The sequence below is a fragment of the Streptomyces sp. NPDC001380 genome, from assembly GCF_042895785.1.
Lineage (GTDB): Bacteria > Actinomycetota > Actinomycetes > Streptomycetales > Streptomycetaceae > Peterkaempfera.
The window spans coordinates 283,627-298,718 of record NZ_JBIAWP010000004.1; the positions used below are offsets into that span (position 1 = coordinate 283,627).

The following is a 15,092-nucleotide window of genomic DNA, read 5'->3' on the forward strand; positions in this document are numbered from 1 at the left end:
GGTCGGCCCGCGCCGCACGGCCGAGGATAGGCGCCGCCGCGGACGCCGGACCAGGCGCTTCCCCGGGGCGGGGGGTTCTGCGGCGCGGCTGTGACGCGGCTGTGACGTCGCTCGCAGCGGACGCCCCGGGCGGGGCGGGCGGGCCGGACGCGGTGATAATGGACGGGAGCTTGTGCGTCCGTTCACAAGCAGTGCCGTCCACCCTGTGAGGTCAGCCGCCGTGCCCACCCCCGCTGCCGCCCCGAACGCCCCCGACCGGAACGCCCCTGCCACCGCGGACGGCACCCCCGCACCCGCCGGGAGCAGCGCCGTCCACCGCCTGCGCCTCGTCTCCGCCCCCGAGGCGGTCTCCTTCCTCGTCCTGCTGGTCTGCGCCGTACTCAAGCGCACCACCGAGTTCAACGCGGTCCCGGTGATGGGCCCCGTGCACGGCTTCCTCTTCGTCCTCTACGTGCTCTTCCTCCTCGACGCCTGGAAGAAGCAGGGGTGGAGCCTGCGCCGCGCCGCCGTGATGTTCGTGCTCTCGGTGCTGCCGGCCGGCGGCTTCTTCGCCGAGCGGATGCTGGCCCGCGAGGAGCGCGAGGGCCTCGCCCCGGCGGGTGCGGCCGGGGGCGCCGCGGAGAGGGCGGCCGCCTGATGATCGTCGCCTTCTCGGTCACCCCGCTGGGCGTGGGGGAGGACGTCGGCGCGTACGTCGCCGAGGCGGTCCGGGTCGTCCGCGAGTCCGGCCTGCCCCACCGCACCGACGCGATGTTCACCTCCGTCGAGGGGGAGTGGGACGAGGTGATGGCCGTGGTCAAGCAGGCCGTGGACGCCGTCGCCGCCCGCGCGCCCCGGGTCAGCGTGGTGCTCAAGGCGGACGTCCGCCCGGGGGTCGTCGACGGCCTCACCGCCAAGGTCGACACCGTCGAGCGGCATCTCGCCGAGTCGTGAGGGCGGGTCCCGGCGGCAGGCCCCGAGGACGGGGCCTGCGGACGGGGCCTGCGGACGGGGCCCGAGGGCGGGGCCTGAGGGCGCGCTGCCACGGCGCGGCCGTGCAGGAGCCAGCCCCCCGCACGCCGGAGGGCCGGCCGGCTCCCGTGGTCGCGGGAGCCGGCCGGCCCTCCTGGAGAAACGTTCCTCCTGGCGTCGCGTCAGTTGACGTTCACGGCCGTCCAGGTCGCGGCGACCGCGTTGTACTCCGCGCTGCCGCTGCCGTAGAGGTCCTTGGCGGCGTTCAGCGTGGCGGTGCGGGCCGCCTTGTAGTTGGTGGTCGAGGTCATGTAGACCGTCAGCGCCCGGTACCAGATCGCGGCGGCCTTGTCGCGGCCGATGCCCGCCAGCGTGGCGCCGTTGTAGGTCGGGCTGTTGTAGCCGACGCCGTTGACGGTCTTGGCGCCGCTGCCCTCGGACAGCAGGTAGAAGAAGTGGTTGGCGACGCCCGAGGAGTAGTGGACGTCCAGGCTGCCGACGCCGGAGGACCAGTAGTCCGCCGACGCGCCGTCCCTGGAGGGCTTGTCCATGTAGCGCAGCGGCGTGCCGTTGCCGTTGAGGTCGATCAGCTCGCCGATCAGGTAGTCCGGCTTGTCGGTGGTGAGGTTCGCGGAGAACTCCACCATGGTGCCGAAGATGTCGGAGGTGGCCTCGTTGAGGCCGCCCGACTCACCGGAGTAGGCGAGGTTCGCGGTGCGGCTGGTGACGCCGTGGCTCATCTCGTGGCCCGAGACGTCCAGCTCGGTCAGCGGGTGGGTGTTGCCCGACCCGTCGCCGTACGTCATGCAGAAGCAGGAGTCGCTCCAGAAGGCGTTGACGTAGTTGCGGCCGTAGTGGACGCGGCTGTAGGCGCCCTTGCCGTCGTTGGCTATGCCGTTCCGGCCGAAGGTGTTCTTGTAGTAGTCCCAGGTGGCGGCCGCGCCGAACTGGGCGTCCACGGCGGCGGACTGGCCGTTGGAGACGGTGCCGTCGCCCCACGCGTTGTCCGCGTCGGTGTAGAGGGTGCCGGCGCCGTTGGTCCTGTTGGCCAGGTTGGTCGTGTACTGGCCGCCACGGGCGGCGTCCTTCAGCTGGTACGTCCCGCTGGCGAGCGTGGTCTCCAGGGGCACCGAGCCGACGAAGACGCCCCTGCCGCTGCCGGCGACGGTCTGGACCGCCTCGTGCCGGGAGAGGACGGCGCCCGAGGCGGCGTCGGTGACGACGTGCTGCTCGCTGGGGGTGCCGTCGGCGCGGGTGCCGGTGACGACGGTCTCGTAGGCCAGGCGGGGGGTGCCGGAGGCGGCCCAGACGACCAGCTTCGGGGCGGCCGCGGCGCCGACCGACCTCAGCGGGGACGCGTCCTTGTCGGAGGTGTCGCCCACCAGCGACCTCACCGCGCTCGACGCCTTGCCCGCGGCCTTGGCCGGGGCGAGGGCCGGGGTGAGGCTCTTCAGGGCGATCCGCTTCGGGACGGCGCGGTCGACCGACTTCACGGCGCCGCCGGCGGCCTGGTGGACGACCAGGTCGCCGCCGAGCACCGGCAGGCCGCCGTAGGTGCGGTCGTAGCGCACGTGGCGGGTGCCGTCGGCGTCCACCACGACGTCCTTGACGACCAGCTTCTCCTGGCTGCCGAGGGCCAGCGTCCGGGCCAGGGCGGGGGCCTGGGTGCGGGCCAGCTCCACCGCTGCGGCGCGCTGGGCGGAGGCGGCCGGCGCGGCGGACGCGCCGACGGCGGCGTTGGCCGTTCCGGTGCCCGCCTGGATGCCCACGACGAGCATGGTGGAGGCGGAGAGGAGGGCTCCGGCGGTCAGCTTTCGCTTCACTGTGTTCCCTTTCGGTACCACCGCGTGTGCGCGGTCGCGCGTCGCTCCGGGGGCGTCGGGTGTGCGCCTTCGAGGGCGGAGCGGGCGCGGACGTGCAGCTCCGTGCGGTTTCACGGCGCTCGCGGTGGGTGGACGCGGGCGCCGTACGGGGCTGACCGGAAGCATGACAATTGAATAAGTGAAATGACAGGGTTCGATCAGTGGTTGGCGGACTTTCGCCACAACCCCGTCGCCCGCCGTTCGTCCCCCGGTCGCCCGCCCGGGGCCCGAACCGGACGAAGCGGGTGCGGACGGCCGGTTCCGCCTGCGATCGAGGGGCTGCAACCGGCCAATCCCCCGCGGAGTGCGGCCTGCCGTTGACACGCGGCGGCCCCGCGTGGTCGTCGATCATGCTGGTCCGGACCAGTCCCGCCCGCGGCGGCGCCCCGCCACCGCCCGCCCTGTGGACAGGGCCTCGGCCGCCCGCCGGACCGCCGGTACGGTGGGGACGTGCCCAAGCAGCTCAGCCTCGACTTCGACCCGATCGCCCGCGCCGACGACCTGTGGACCCGGCGCTGGGGGGCCGTGCCCTCCATGGCCGCGATCACGTCGGTCATGCGCGCCCACCAGATCCTGCTCGGCCGGGTCGACGCGGTCGTCAAGCCGTACGGGCTGACCTTCGCCCGCTACGAGGCCCTGGTGCTGCTCACCTTCAGCCGCACCGGCGAGCTCTCCCTCTCCAAGATCGGCGAGCGGCTCATGGTGCACCCCACGAGCGTCACCAACACCGTCGACCGCCTGGAGCGCGCCGGCCTGGTCTCCCGCCGCCCCAACCCCCTCGACGGCCGCGGCGTCCTCGCCGCCATCACCGACCGCGGGCGCGCGGTGGTGGAGGACGCCACCCGCGACCTCATGGCCATGGACTTCGGCCTGGACGAGTACGACGCCGACCGGTGCCGCGAGATCTTCGACCTGCTGCGGCCGCTCCGCGTCGCCGCCGGCGACTTCACCGAGCCGGAGCCGGAGCCGGAGCCGGAGTCCGAGCCCGAGCCCGCGTCCGCGTCCGAGCCCGCGTCCGGGAAGGCCGCCGCGGCGGCGAGCAGCGGCTGACCGCCCCCCCGCGGACGCCCGTCGCACGCACGGGTGCAGGGGCCGGCGGCCGGCCGTACCGGCAGGGCGCGCCCCTCCCCGGCGGCCGCCTGCCGGGCGTTCTCGGCATGCGCGCTCCGGGCCGGGGGCCGCAGCAGAGTGCGGACGGTGCGATCGACCCCTGTCCGCCCGGTCCGGGGGAGGCTGCCCGGCCGGCTCCGCGGGACCGGTGCGGGGAGAAGGCCGGCTCCCGTGTCCGGCCGGCGGCGAAGCCGCTCTGCGGGGGGCCCTCCCCGGGGGCGTGCGCGGGGTCCGCAGGGGCCGGGGTTACCCTCGGGGAGGCGGTGCCGAGTCCGGACACACCGCCCCGAACCCCTGGCATGTGAGGCGAACGCGGTGAAGTCGAACCCCCTGCTGACCTGGTACCGGGTGCTGGCCTACGCCACCGGCTGCGCGCTGCTGCTGCTGTGCGGCTTCATGGTCGCCAAGTACGGCTTCGGCGCGGGCAGGGACGCCACCCTCTACGTGGCGCAGCTGCACGGCTACCTGTACATGGCCTACTTCGTGGTGGCCTTCCTGCTGGGCATGAAGCTCAAGTGGCCGCTCGGCAAGCTGGTGCTGGTCCTGGTCGCCGGCACCGTCCCGCTGGCCTCGTTCTTCGCCGAGCGCCGGGTCGTGCGGGACGCCGCCCCGCAGGAGCGGGAGCCGCAGCCGGTCCGCGCCTGACCCCTCCGCCCGCCGCGGGCGGTTCCTCCCTCCGGGGGAGGGGCCGCCCGCGGCGCGTTTGGGCCGGAATGCGCCCGTCGACAATTACTAGGACGTCCGAGTAAATTGTGGGGACGTACTGGCAGTCGCACGGGAGCGGGGTTCACGGCATGGATGCCGAGGAGATCGAGGCCGGCCGGAGCCGCTGGCAGCAGCGGTACGACGCGGCGCGCAAGCGCGACGCCGACTTCACCACGCTCTCCGGGGACCCGGTCGAGCCCGTGTACGGGCCGCCGCCCGGGCAGCCCGTCGAGGGCTTCGAGCGGATCGGCTGGCCCGGCGAGTACCCCTTCACCCGCGGGCTGCACCCCACCGGGTACCGGGGCCGCTCCTGGACCATCCGGCAGTTCGCCGGCTTCGGCAACGCCCGGCAGACCAACGAGCGCTACCGGATGATCCTCGACGCGGGCGGCGGCGGCCTCTCCGTCGCCTTCGACATGCCGACCCTGATGGGCCGCGACTCCGACGACCCGCGCTCGCTCGGCGAGGTCGGCCACTGCGGCGTCGCCATCGACTCCGCCGCCGACATGGACGTCCTCTTCGAAGGCATCCCGCTCGGCGAGGTCACCACCTCGATGACCATCTCCGGCCCGGCCGTCCCGGTCTTCTGCATGTACCTGGTGGCCGCCGAGCGCCAGGGCGTCGACCCGGGCACCCTCAACGGGACCCTGCAGACCGACATCTTCAAGGAGTACATCGCCCAGAAGGAGTGGCTCTTCGCGCCCGAGCCGCACCTGCGCCTGATCGGCGACCTCATGGAGTACTGCGCGGCCGGCATCCCCGCCTACAAGCCGCTCTCGGTCTCCGGCTACCACATCCGCGAGGCCGGGGCCACGGCCGCGCAGGAGCTGGCCTTCACGCTCGCCGACGGCTTCGGCTACGTCGAGCTCGGCCTCTCCCGGGGCCTGGACGTCGACGCCTTCGCCCCCGGCCTCTCCTTCTTCTTCGACGCGCACCTCGACTTCTTCGAGGAGATCGCCAAGTTCCGCGCCGCCCGCCGCATCTGGGCCCGCTGGATGCGCGACGTGTACGGGGCGAGGACCGACAAGGCGCAGTGGCTGCGGTTCCACACCCAGACGGCCGGCGTCTCCCTCACCGCCCAGCAGCCGTACAACAACGTGGTCCGCACCGCCGTCGAGGCGCTCTCCGCGATCCTCGGCGGCACCAACTCCCTGCACACCAACGCCCTGGACGAGACCCTCGCCCTGCCCTCCGCCCAGGCCGCCGAGATCGCCCTGCGCACCCAGCAGGTGCTGATGGAGGAGACCGGCGTCGCCAACGTCGCCGACCCGCTGGGCGGCTCCTGGTACGTGGAGGCGCTGACCGACCGCATCGAGGCCGAGGCGGAGAAGATCTTCGAGCGGATCCGCCGCATGGGCGAGCGCGACGGCGGCGCCGAGCACCCGGTCGGGCCGATGACGGCGGGCATCCTGCGCGGCATCGAGGACGGCTGGTTCACCGGCGAGACCGCCGAGTCGGCCTTCCGTTACCAGCAGGCCGTGGAGAAGGGCGAGAAGCGGGTCGTCGGCGTCAACTGCCACACCTCCACCGTCACCTCCGACCTGGAGATCCTCCGGGTCAGCCACGAGGTCGAGACGGAGCAGGTGAAGCTGCTCGCCGAGCGGCGGGCGGGGCGCGACGAGGCGGCCGTGCGCGCGGGGATCGCCGCGATGCTGGACGCCGCCCGGTCCGGGGCCAACATGGTGCCGCCCATGCTGGAGGCGGTGCGGGCGGAGGCCACGCTGGGCGAGATCTGCGACGCGCTGCGCGAGGAGTGGGGCGTCTACACCGAGCCGCCCGGCTTCTGAGCCGCCGTTCCCGGGCCCTCCGGGCCCCTGATCCCGGGCCCCCGGGGGCCGGGTGCGACCCCCACGAGCCCGCAGGGGCGCCGCGGAGCCTGTCCCGCGGCGCCCCTGCGGCGTGCCGCGCCCCGCGTCCCCGATGCCCTGCGCCTCCCGCGCCCCGCGTCCCCGGCCTCCGTCCGGGCCCGGCCCCGTCAGGGCCGCTGCGCCGGGCGCCCCGCGGAGAGGCCGGAGAGCGGGGCGAGCAGCAGCGTCGTGAAGCGGTGGATCCACGCCTCGCCGACGGACTCGCCGCTGACCAGGATGCGGTGCTCCACGGTGCCCGCGATCGTGTCGAAGATGAGGTCCACCTCCTCGCGGGCGGCGGCCTCGTCCGCGTCCGGCGGCAGCTCGCCGCGCTCCTGGGCGCGGGCGCGCCCGCAGCGCACCAGCTCCTTCTGCGGGTCCACGATGGCCTCCCGGATGCGGCGCCGCAGCAGCGGGTCGCGGGTGCCCTCGGCGAACAGCGCCAGCAGCGCGGCCTGGGTCTCGGGGCGCGAGAGCAGCGCGGCGAACCGCTGCACCACGGCCTCGATGTCGGCCTGCAGGCTGCCGAGGTCGACGATCTCCAGGTCCTCGAAGAGGTCGGCGACCGCGTCGACCGCCAGCTCGTTCCGGGAGGGCCAGCGCCGGTAGAGGGTGGTCTTGGCCACGCCCGCGCGCTCCGCGACGTGGCCCATGGTCAGGCCGCCCCAGCCGAGTTCGGCGAGGGCCGCGCGGGTGGCGTCGAGGATGGCGCGGTCGGCCGCGGCGCTGCGCGGCCGGCCCTTGGCCGGGGAGGGGGGTCCGGTGGGTGCGGCGGCCACGTGCGGTCTCCTGGGTGGGGAGGGGGACGTGTGGGGAGGGGGACGTGTGGGGAGGGGGGCGTGCGGGGTGGTGCTCCGGGGCGGGGATCCGGCGGGTGCGGCCGGGTCGGAGCCGCCGGGTGAGCGTATCCGCAGGCAGGCGGTGCCGCGGTACCGGGAGGGCGCAGGGAGTGAGCCGTCTCACGCCGCCGGTTGCCCCGCGCTGTGTCCACCGGGGGCGCCGGGCATATACGCTACGGCTCGTAGCGTAAAGAGCGGCAACCAGGGCGCGGGTGGGGACCCGCGCCGCATGCGGTGCATCAGGGGGCGGCGGCCCGGCTTCCGGGCGGCCGCGACACACGGGTGCGGCGGACGTCGGGGGAGATGGCGTCGGCACCCCTGCGGACGGGGGAGGATAGAGCCATGCAGCCACGGAACATGTCCATGCGCGGCGTGGTCGACCTCGCCGCGGTGAAGGCGGCCGGAGAAGCCGCCCAGAAGGCGGAGCAGGCCCGGGCCGAGCGCGCCCGCCGCGCCGACGCCGGGGAGGCCCCGCCGGCCGTCCAGGGGTCGCTCGTCGTCGACGTCACCGAGGAGACCTTCGAGGCGGAGGTCGTCCAGCGCTCGGCCGAGGCCCCGGTCGTGGTCGACTTCTGGGCCGAGTGGTGCGGGCCCTGCAAGCAGCTGAGCCCCATCCTGGAGCGGCTGGCCGAGGAGTACGCGGGCCGGTTCGTCCTCGCCAAGATCGATGTCGACGCCAACCAGATGCTGGCCGCCCAGTTCGGCATCCAGTCCATCCCCTCGGTGATGGCGGTGGTGGCGGGGCAGCTCGTGCCGCTCTTCCAGGGGGCGGTGAACGAGGCCCAGGCCCGCCAGTACCTCGACCAGCTCGTCCTGGTCGCCGAGCAGCGGTTCGGCATCACCGGCCTGGCCGGGGCGTCCGGCGCCGGCGAGCCCGGCGGGGCGGCCGCACCGGCCGTGCCGGAGGACCCGACGCTCGCGGCGGCGCACGACGCGCTCGACCGCGGCGACCTGGGCGGGGCGATCCAGGCGTACCGCAACGTCCTCTCCGACCGCCCGGGCAGCGAGGAGGCGAAGCTGGGCCTGGCCCAGGCGGAGCTGCTGCAGCGGGTCCAGGACCTGGACCCGCAGGCGGTGCGCAAGGCCGCCGCCGAGGACCCGAAGGACGTCGGGGCGCAGCTCGACGCGGCCGACCTGGACCTGGTGGGCGGCCACGTGGAGGACGCCTTCGGCCGGCTCGTGGACACCGTGGGCCGCACGGCGGGCGAGGACCGGGACCGGGTCCGGGTGCACCTGCTGGGGCTCTTCGAGGTGATCGGGTCCGACGACCCGCGGGTCGCCAGGGCCCGGACGGCGCTGGCCAGGGTGCTCTTCTGAGGCACGGAGTGCAGCCGCCGGTGCCACGGTGATTTGGCGACATTCGGCCACCTTTACCAAATCTTGATAACACCTCGGGACGGTTGCGGCACGTGACCGTCCCGAGGTGTTTCGTCCTTGTTTCGCGGCTCTTGCGCCTCCCGTGCGTCCATGGATCGCTACGCAGGGTGTCCGATGATTGCATGCTGTGATCATGTCACGTGGCTGTTGGATTACTCGTCAGTAATGGAGGCCTTGTGTTCGGCCGTGGTTTGGACCACGATCGGCGACGCTCGGTCCCTTGCTCCCCAGCCCGGCCGCCTGCCGGACGGGAGGCGCAGGGGGTCCCCACCGGGCAGGTTCCGGCCCCGGCCGGCACCTCGAGGACAGGGGGGTCTCCGTCCTACCCGGCGGAGCCTGTCCTCACCGGCCGCGTACCCTGCGCGGCCGCTGGTTGTCGCTCGGGGGTGATCGCCGATGACGTCGGTCGGACGCCGTGCCGACGGAGTCGACGGCGCTCTCCTTCCCGAGGACGTAGCTCTTCTCCCCATCTGAGGCCGTGACCCTGCGGGGCCCGGCCGGAGATGTACGTCCGAGAAGGAGGACATGCATGTCCCAGACTTACGGCAAGACCCGCTGGAAGCGGTTCGCCGTCGTGATGGTGCCGAGCATCGCGGCCACCGCCGCGATCGGCGTGAGCCTGGCCCAGGGCGCGCTCGCCGCGTCGTTCAACGTCTCCGGCCAGCAGTTCAAGGTCGGTGCGGGCCACCTCGAGGGCAACGGCTTCGCCCAGTACGGCTCGCTGGACGTCGAGAAGGCGGGCGTCCCGCACCCCGTCGCGGTCTCGTCGTTCCGCAACGCGACCATCAACAACCTCTGCCAGTCGGTCGTGCTGGACGCGCCGCTCATCGGCAAGGTGTCGCTCAACATCAACGCGGGCGGCGACCCGAAGAACCCCGTCGAGGCGAAGAACCTCTTCATCGACCTCGACGACCTGAACGCCGACGCGACGTTCACCAACATCAACATCGGCGTCGCCACCGGCTCCATCACCAAGGGCGACGTCAACGCGGCCGACCGGGCCGCCGCGCAGAAGCTGGGCTTCGGCGACAAGTTCGAGAACTCCTTCGCGCAGGAGGCCGACAAGGCCGTCCTCGACGGTGTCCAGCAGACCGCGTGGGCGACCTCGGCCGGCACCTTCAAGCTGAGCGGCCTGCACCTGGCCGTGAAGAAGGGCGTCTCCGAGTGCTTCTGATCCGCCTCCGCGCGGACCGGCACCACGCACCACCCCCCGAAGGCCCCGGGTCCGAAACCTTCCGGGCCTGACGGCTCCTGGCGGGGAGGGGCCCCTCCCGGCTCCTCCCCGCCCTGCACCACCAGCTGCTACTCCACAGGGAGCTGCAACGTGACCAGCGCGACCGCCCCCGCGCGGCCCGACGACACCAGCGCCTTCGACCGGAACCGCCGCAGGTTCCGGGACTGGCGCCACCGCCGACCCTTCTGGGGCGGACTGCTGGCGATCATCGCTGGACTGCCCATCCTGTACTTCCCGTACGCCCACCTGAGCCTCGGCGGCCTCACCTTCGCCATGGCCACCACCGGCGGCGCCGGGGCCCTGATCATCGGCATCCTGATGATCGTGCTCGGGATCAGCGCGTGGCTGCAGCCGATGTCCCGGGTCTTCGCCGGCGTGGCGACCATCCTGCTCTCCCTGGTCTCCATCCCGGTCTCCAACCTCGGCGGCTTCGGGTTCGGCCTGCTGCCCGGCCTCATCGGCGGCGGCCTGATGGTCGCCTGGGCGCCCCTCAGGGAGCAGGCCGCCGTGGCGTCCAAGGCGCCAGCAGCGCCCGTGGCCGAACCGGCCGCACCCGCCCCCGCCGAACCCGCGGGGGAGCCCGCGACCGCGCAGCTGCCCGCCCAGCGCGCCGAGGCGGCCGACACGGACGCCGACGCGGAGCCCGGCGGACCGGGAGCCGCCGGGGAGGCCCGGTGACGGGCGGCGACGGGACCGAGAGCCGGACCGCCGTGCCGAGCGGCCCGCGCCACGCCGCGCCGCGCCGCCAGCTGCGCTCGCGCATCCAGGTGCCCGCCGGCAAGGTGCTGGCCATGGCTGCCGTGCCCACGGCCCTGCTGATGGGCGCGGGCTACACGCCGACCCTGGCGATGGCCGACGACGCCGCGGCCAAGGACACGGCCAAGCCCTGCGCCACCGCCGCGGACACCCCGGTCCCGGACGCCACCCCGTCCGCCGCGGGCAGCGCCACCCCCGCTCCCGACACCTCCCCGACGTCCGGTCCCACGGGCCGGCCCGCCCCGGACCCGTCGTCGCCCGCCCCGGCGCAGAGCGATCCCGCCACGGCCACCGCCACTCCGGCGCCGACCGCGTCGGACGCCGCCGCCCCGGCCGCCGCCCCGACGGCGGCCCGCAGCGCCACCAGGCGGACGGCGGCCCCGGCCCCGTCCACCCCGGCGCCCGCACCCACCGCCTCCCAGCACCAGGGCGTGCTCGGCGGCCTCCTGGGCGGGGTCCACGACGTGCTGACCGGCACCACGACCGGGGGAGGCACCACCTCCCCCTCGCCGTCGGCGACGCCGTCCTCCGAGGCGCCGAAGCCCGCACCCTCGTCCTCGGCGCCCGCCCCGAGCCCGTCGCACGTCCCGGCGCACGTCCCGGCGGCGCCCTCGGCGGGCGGCACGGTCCGGACCACCCGGCCCGCCCCTCTCGCCACCGCCCCGGTCCGCAGGGCCGCCGGGACGGCGTCGGCCGCCGCCGCCAGGGCTGCCGCCGACGCCACCGCGAACCCCTCGCCCTCACCCTCGGCAGGCACCGGCGCCGACGCGCTGTGCGCCACCGACGCCTCGGGCCTCCGGGCGAGGGCCGAGTCCACCGCGGCCGGCGTCATCCCGGACCAGTCCTGGACGCTGAGGTCCAGCAGGCTGGCCCTGCACGGCGCGGTCTTCGGCGGCGTGGTCGAGGTGAAGACGCGGTCGGGCGCCACCAAGCGGGTGCTGAAGTTCACCGTCAGCAGCATCGACATCGGCGACCTCGACATGTCGACGATCGAGTACAACGGGAAGACCACGCACGTGAAGGGGCGCGCCGGCTCCACCTCCACGCTGCGCGAGGGCCCGATCGTGATGTACACCGAGAAGCTGACCGGCCACCTCTCCAAGGTCGTCGGCGTCCCGCTGCCCGACCTCGGCGCCGTCACCCTGACCCCCGACACCCTGCCGAAGTTCCTCTACGACCTCATCGGCGCGGTGCCGATCCCGCTGGACCTGGAGCTGACGGACGTCAAGGCCGTCCAGGCCGGGCAGTTCGGCGGCACCCTGAAGATCCCGGGCATGCACCTCTACACGGACGACGAGCCCTACGGCGGCTGAACCGGCCGCCCCGGGCACCCCGTACGACGGCGCGGGCCGCCTCCCCACCGGGAGGCGGCCCGCGCCGCGTCGCTGATCGGCCGTCAGGCGTGCGAGTGCTCGCCCAGGTGGTGCACCCGGACCATGTTGGTGGTGCCGGGGACGCCGGGCGGGGAGCCGGCGGTGACGATCACGGTGTCGCCGCGCTGGAGCCGGCCCAGCTCCAGCAGCGCGTCGTCGACCTGGTCGACCATCGCGTCGGTGGTCTCCACCTGCGGGGAGACGAAGGTCTCCACGCCCCAGCTGAGGGCCAGCTGGTTGCGGGTGTGGGCGTCCGGGGTGAAGGCGATCACCGGGATCGGCGAGCGGTAGCGCGAGAGCCGGCGCGCGGTGTCGCCGGACTTGGTGAACGCCACCAGCGCCTCCGCGGAGAGGAAGTCGCCCAGCTCGCACGCGGCGCGGGCGATGGAGCCGCCCTGGGTGCGCGGCTTGCGGCCCGGGTTGAGCGGCTGCAGGCCGCGGGAGACCAGCTCCTCCTCGGCCGCCTCGATGATCCGGCCCATCGTCCGGACCGTCTCCACCGGGTACTTGCCGACGCTGCTCTCGGCGGAGAGCATGACCGCGTCGGTGCCGTCCAGGATGGCGTTGGCGACGTCCGAGGCCTCGGCGCGGGTCGGCCGGGAGGCGTGGATCATCGACTCCATCATCTGGGTCGCCACGATGACCGGCTTCGCGTTCTGGCGGCAGAGGGTGATCAGCTGCTTCTGGACCAGCGGCACCTTCTCCAGCGGGTACTCCACCGCCAGGTCGCCGCGGGCGACCATGACCGCGTCGAAGGCGAGGACGATCTCCCGCATGGCCTCGACGGCCTGCGGCTTCTCGATCTTGGCGATGACGGGGACCCGGCGGCCCTCCTCGTCCATCACCGCGTGGACCCGCTCGATGTCCGCGGCGTTGCGGACGAAGGAGAGGGCCACCATGTCGACGCCGAGGCGCAGCGCGAAGCGCAGGTCCTCGACGTCCTTCTCCGACAGGGCGGGGACGTTGACGGCCGCGCCCGGGAGGTTGATGCCCTTGTTGTTCGACAGGACGCCGCCCTCGACGACGACGGTCCGCACGCGGGGGCCGTCGACGCTGACGACCTCCAGCGCGACCGCGCCGTCGTTGATGAGGACGGGGTCGCCCTTCCGCACGTCACCCGGCAGGCCCTTGTAGGTGGTTCCGCAGATGTGCTGGTCGCCGGGGACGTCCTCGGTGGTGATGGTGAACTCGTCGCCGCTCTCCACGGTGACGGGGCCCTCGGCGAAGGTGGCGAGGCGGATCTTGGGGCCCTGGAGGTCGGCCAGCACGCCGATGGCGCGGCCGGTGTCCTCCGAGACCTGGCGGACCCTGCGGTACCGGCCCTCGTGCTCGGCGTGGGAGCCGTGGCTCATGTTGAGACGGGCCACGTTCATGCCGGCCTCGGCGATGGCCTTCAGCTGTTCGTAGCTGTCCGTTGCCGGACCCAGGGTGCAGACAATTTTCGCTCGGCGCATATGGATCATTCTATCCGTTCGTGCTATAGGTGCATTCCGGTCGCTTTCGGCTGCGATCGCCTGCGAACCGTTCCGGAATGCGGGACGACTGGTGGGACGGCGGACGGGGGCGACGGGTGGGGCCGCGGGCCGGACGGGCGGTCACCCGCCGGGCGGTGCGGAGGCCCGGACACCGCGCGGCGTGCGGGCGTGCGACGGCCCCGGACATCCTCGCCCGCGCCTCCCCCCGGGGGCCGGGACGCCGCGGGGACCGGACCACCGGGAGGACCCGGGCCCCGGGACGCCCCGGCCGCCGCACGGCCTCCTCACCGCGGGGACCGGCTCACCAGGGCGAAGGCCTGCCGGGCGATCTCGAACTCCTCGTCCGTCGGCACCACCGCCACCGGGACCCGCGCGCCGGGCGGCGAGACCAGCCGGGCGCCCCCGCCCCGCCCGGCGTTCAGCTCCGGGTCCACCGCGATGCCCAGCCCCTCCAGGCCCGCCGTCGCGGCCGCCCGTACCGGGGCGGAGTTCTCGCCCACCCCCGCGGTGAAGACCAGGGCGTCCACCCGGCCCAGCACGGCCGTGTAGGCGCCGATGTACTTCCGCAGCCGGTGGACGTACACGTCGAAGGCGACCGCGGCCTCCCGGTCGCCCTCCTGCCGGCGGCGGACGATCTCCCGCATGTCGTTGTCCCCGCAGAGCCCCACCAGCCCGCTGCGGCGGTTGAGCAGGTCGTCGACCTCGTCCATCGTCAGCCCGCCGACCCGGCTCAGGTGGAACACCACCGCCGGGTCCAGGTCGCCCGAGCGGGTGCCCATGACCAGGCCCTCCAGCGGTGTCATGCCCATCGACGTCTCCACGCAGACGCCGCCCGCCACCGCCGACGCCGACGCGCCGTTGCCCAGGTGCAGCACGATCACGTTCACCTCGGACGGCTCCCGCCCCAGCAGCCCGGCCGCGGCCCGCGACACGTACTGGTGCGACGTGCCGTGGAAGCCGTACCGGCGCACCGAGAACCGGTCGGCCACCGCCCGGTCCACCGCGTAGCGGGCCGCGGCCTCCGGCAGGGTGGCGTGGAACGCGGTGTCGAAGACCGCCACCTGCGGCAGGTCGGGGCGCAGCGCGCGGGCGGTCTCGATGCCGGTGACGTTCGCCGGGTTGTGCAGCGGGGCCAGCGGGGTCAGGGCGCGGACCTCCTCCAGCACCTCGTCGGTGACCAGCGTCGGCTCGGTGAAGCGGGTGCCGCCGTGCACCACCCGGTGGCCCACCGCGGCCAGGCCGGGGGAGTCCAGGCCCAGGCCGTCGGCGCGCAGCTCCTCGCCGACCGCCCCCAGCGCCGCGGCGTGGTCCGGGAAGGGCAGGGTCCGCTCGCGCCGCCCCCCGTCGCCGGACGTGTGGACGATGCGCCCGCCGCCCCCGGACTCGCCGATCCGCTCGGCCAGGCCGCCGGCCAGCCGCCGGCCGTCCGCCATGTCCAGCAGCTGGTACTTGACCGACGACGAGCCGGAGTTCAGGACCAGCACCCGGGTGGCGGCGCCGTCCGGCCCGCGGACGCCCCCGGCGCGCGCGCCCTCGTCCGCCCGCGGTCCTCCTGCCGGCCCG

13 protein-coding genes are annotated in these 15,092 nt (G+C 74.4%); 9 read left to right on the forward strand and 4 right to left on the reverse strand.

Annotated elements, in window-relative coordinates:
* Positions 1 to 319 precede the first annotated feature (319 nt).
* Positions 320 to 637: a DUF3817 domain-containing protein gene (locus tag ACFY07_RS07855; protein ID WP_390867919.1), complete on the forward strand. Its 318-nt coding sequence runs from the start codon at positions 320 to 322 to the stop codon at positions 635 to 637.
* Positions 637 to 933 (forward strand): MTH1187 family thiamine-binding protein, encoded by a 297-nt coding sequence (locus tag ACFY07_RS07860; protein ID WP_390867855.1) that lies wholly within the window; start codon positions 637 to 639, stop codon positions 931 to 933. The genes ACFY07_RS07855 and ACFY07_RS07860 overlap by 1 nt, the downstream gene beginning before the upstream one ends.
* A 200-nt stretch (positions 934 to 1,133) precedes the next feature.
* On the opposite strand, the gene ACFY07_RS07865 is transcribed toward ACFY07_RS07860, so the two are convergent.
* A complete protein-coding gene (locus ACFY07_RS07865) occupies positions 1,134 to 2,729 on the reverse strand; it encodes a M4 family metallopeptidase (RefSeq protein WP_390867920.1) in 1,596 nt (531 codons plus the stop codon).
* Positions 2,730 to 3,263: 534 nt separating this feature from the next.
* Between ACFY07_RS07865 and ACFY07_RS07870 the strand changes: the two genes are divergently transcribed.
* From ACFY07_RS07870 to ACFY07_RS07880, 3 genes are all read left to right on the forward strand, one after another.
* A complete protein-coding gene (locus ACFY07_RS07870; protein WP_390867856.1) occupies positions 3,264 to 3,863 on the forward strand; it encodes a MarR family winged helix-turn-helix transcriptional regulator in 600 nt (199 codons plus the stop codon).
* 375 nt (positions 3,864 to 4,238) lie between these two features.
* Complete coding sequence (locus tag ACFY07_RS07875; RefSeq protein ID WP_230650761.1) at positions 4,239 to 4,568, forward strand: DUF3817 domain-containing protein; 330 nt, start codon at positions 4,239 to 4,241, stop codon at positions 4,566 to 4,568.
* 149 nt (positions 4,569 to 4,717) lie between these two features.
* Complete coding sequence (locus ACFY07_RS07880; RefSeq protein ID WP_230650764.1) at positions 4,718 to 6,415, forward strand: methylmalonyl-CoA mutase; 1,698 nt, start codon at positions 4,718 to 4,720, stop codon at positions 6,413 to 6,415.
* Positions 6,416 to 6,603: 188 nt separating this feature from the next.
* Here the strand turns inward: ACFY07_RS07880 and ACFY07_RS07885 are convergent, their stop codons facing one another.
* Positions 6,604 to 7,254: a TetR/AcrR family transcriptional regulator gene (locus ACFY07_RS07885; RefSeq protein ID WP_390867857.1), complete on the reverse strand. Its 651-nt coding sequence runs from the start codon at positions 7,252 to 7,254 to the stop codon at positions 6,604 to 6,606.
* A 402-nt stretch (positions 7,255 to 7,656) separates the two neighbouring features.
* Here ACFY07_RS07885 and ACFY07_RS07890 point away from each other — a divergent pair, with 402 nt between their 5' ends.
* The 4 genes from ACFY07_RS07890 (at position 7,657) to ACFY07_RS07905 (ending at position 11,994) form a co-directional block, all read left to right on the forward strand.
* Positions 7,657 to 8,631: a tetratricopeptide repeat protein gene (locus tag ACFY07_RS07890; RefSeq protein WP_390867858.1), complete on the forward strand. Its 975-nt coding sequence runs from the start codon at positions 7,657 to 7,659 to the stop codon at positions 8,629 to 8,631.
* Between the two features lie 589 nt (positions 8,632 to 9,220).
* Positions 9,221 to 9,865 (forward strand): DUF6230 family protein, encoded by a 645-nt coding sequence (locus ACFY07_RS07895; protein ID WP_390867859.1) that lies wholly within the window; start codon positions 9,221 to 9,223, stop codon positions 9,863 to 9,865.
* Between the two features lie 150 nt (positions 9,866 to 10,015).
* A complete protein-coding gene (locus ACFY07_RS07900; RefSeq protein WP_390867860.1) occupies positions 10,016 to 10,603 on the forward strand; it encodes a DUF6114 domain-containing protein in 588 nt (195 codons plus the stop codon).
* Entirely contained in the window at positions 10,600 to 11,994 is a 1,395-nt protein-coding gene (locus ACFY07_RS07905; RefSeq protein WP_390867861.1) for a hypothetical protein, read from the forward strand. The genes ACFY07_RS07900 and ACFY07_RS07905 overlap by 4 nt, the downstream gene beginning before the upstream one ends.
* 83 nt (positions 11,995 to 12,077) lie before the next feature.
* On the opposite strand, the gene pyk is transcribed toward ACFY07_RS07905, so the two are convergent.
* Complete coding sequence (gene pyk / locus ACFY07_RS07910) at positions 12,078 to 13,508, reverse strand: pyruvate kinase (protein WP_230650778.1); 1,431 nt, start codon at positions 13,506 to 13,508, stop codon at positions 12,078 to 12,080.
* A gap of 305 nt (positions 13,509 to 13,813) precedes the next feature.
* A complete protein-coding gene (locus ACFY07_RS07915) occupies positions 13,814 to 15,013 on the reverse strand; it encodes an acetate kinase (protein ID WP_390867921.1) in 1,200 nt (399 codons plus the stop codon).
* Positions 15,014 to 15,092: the final 79 nt, after the last annotated feature.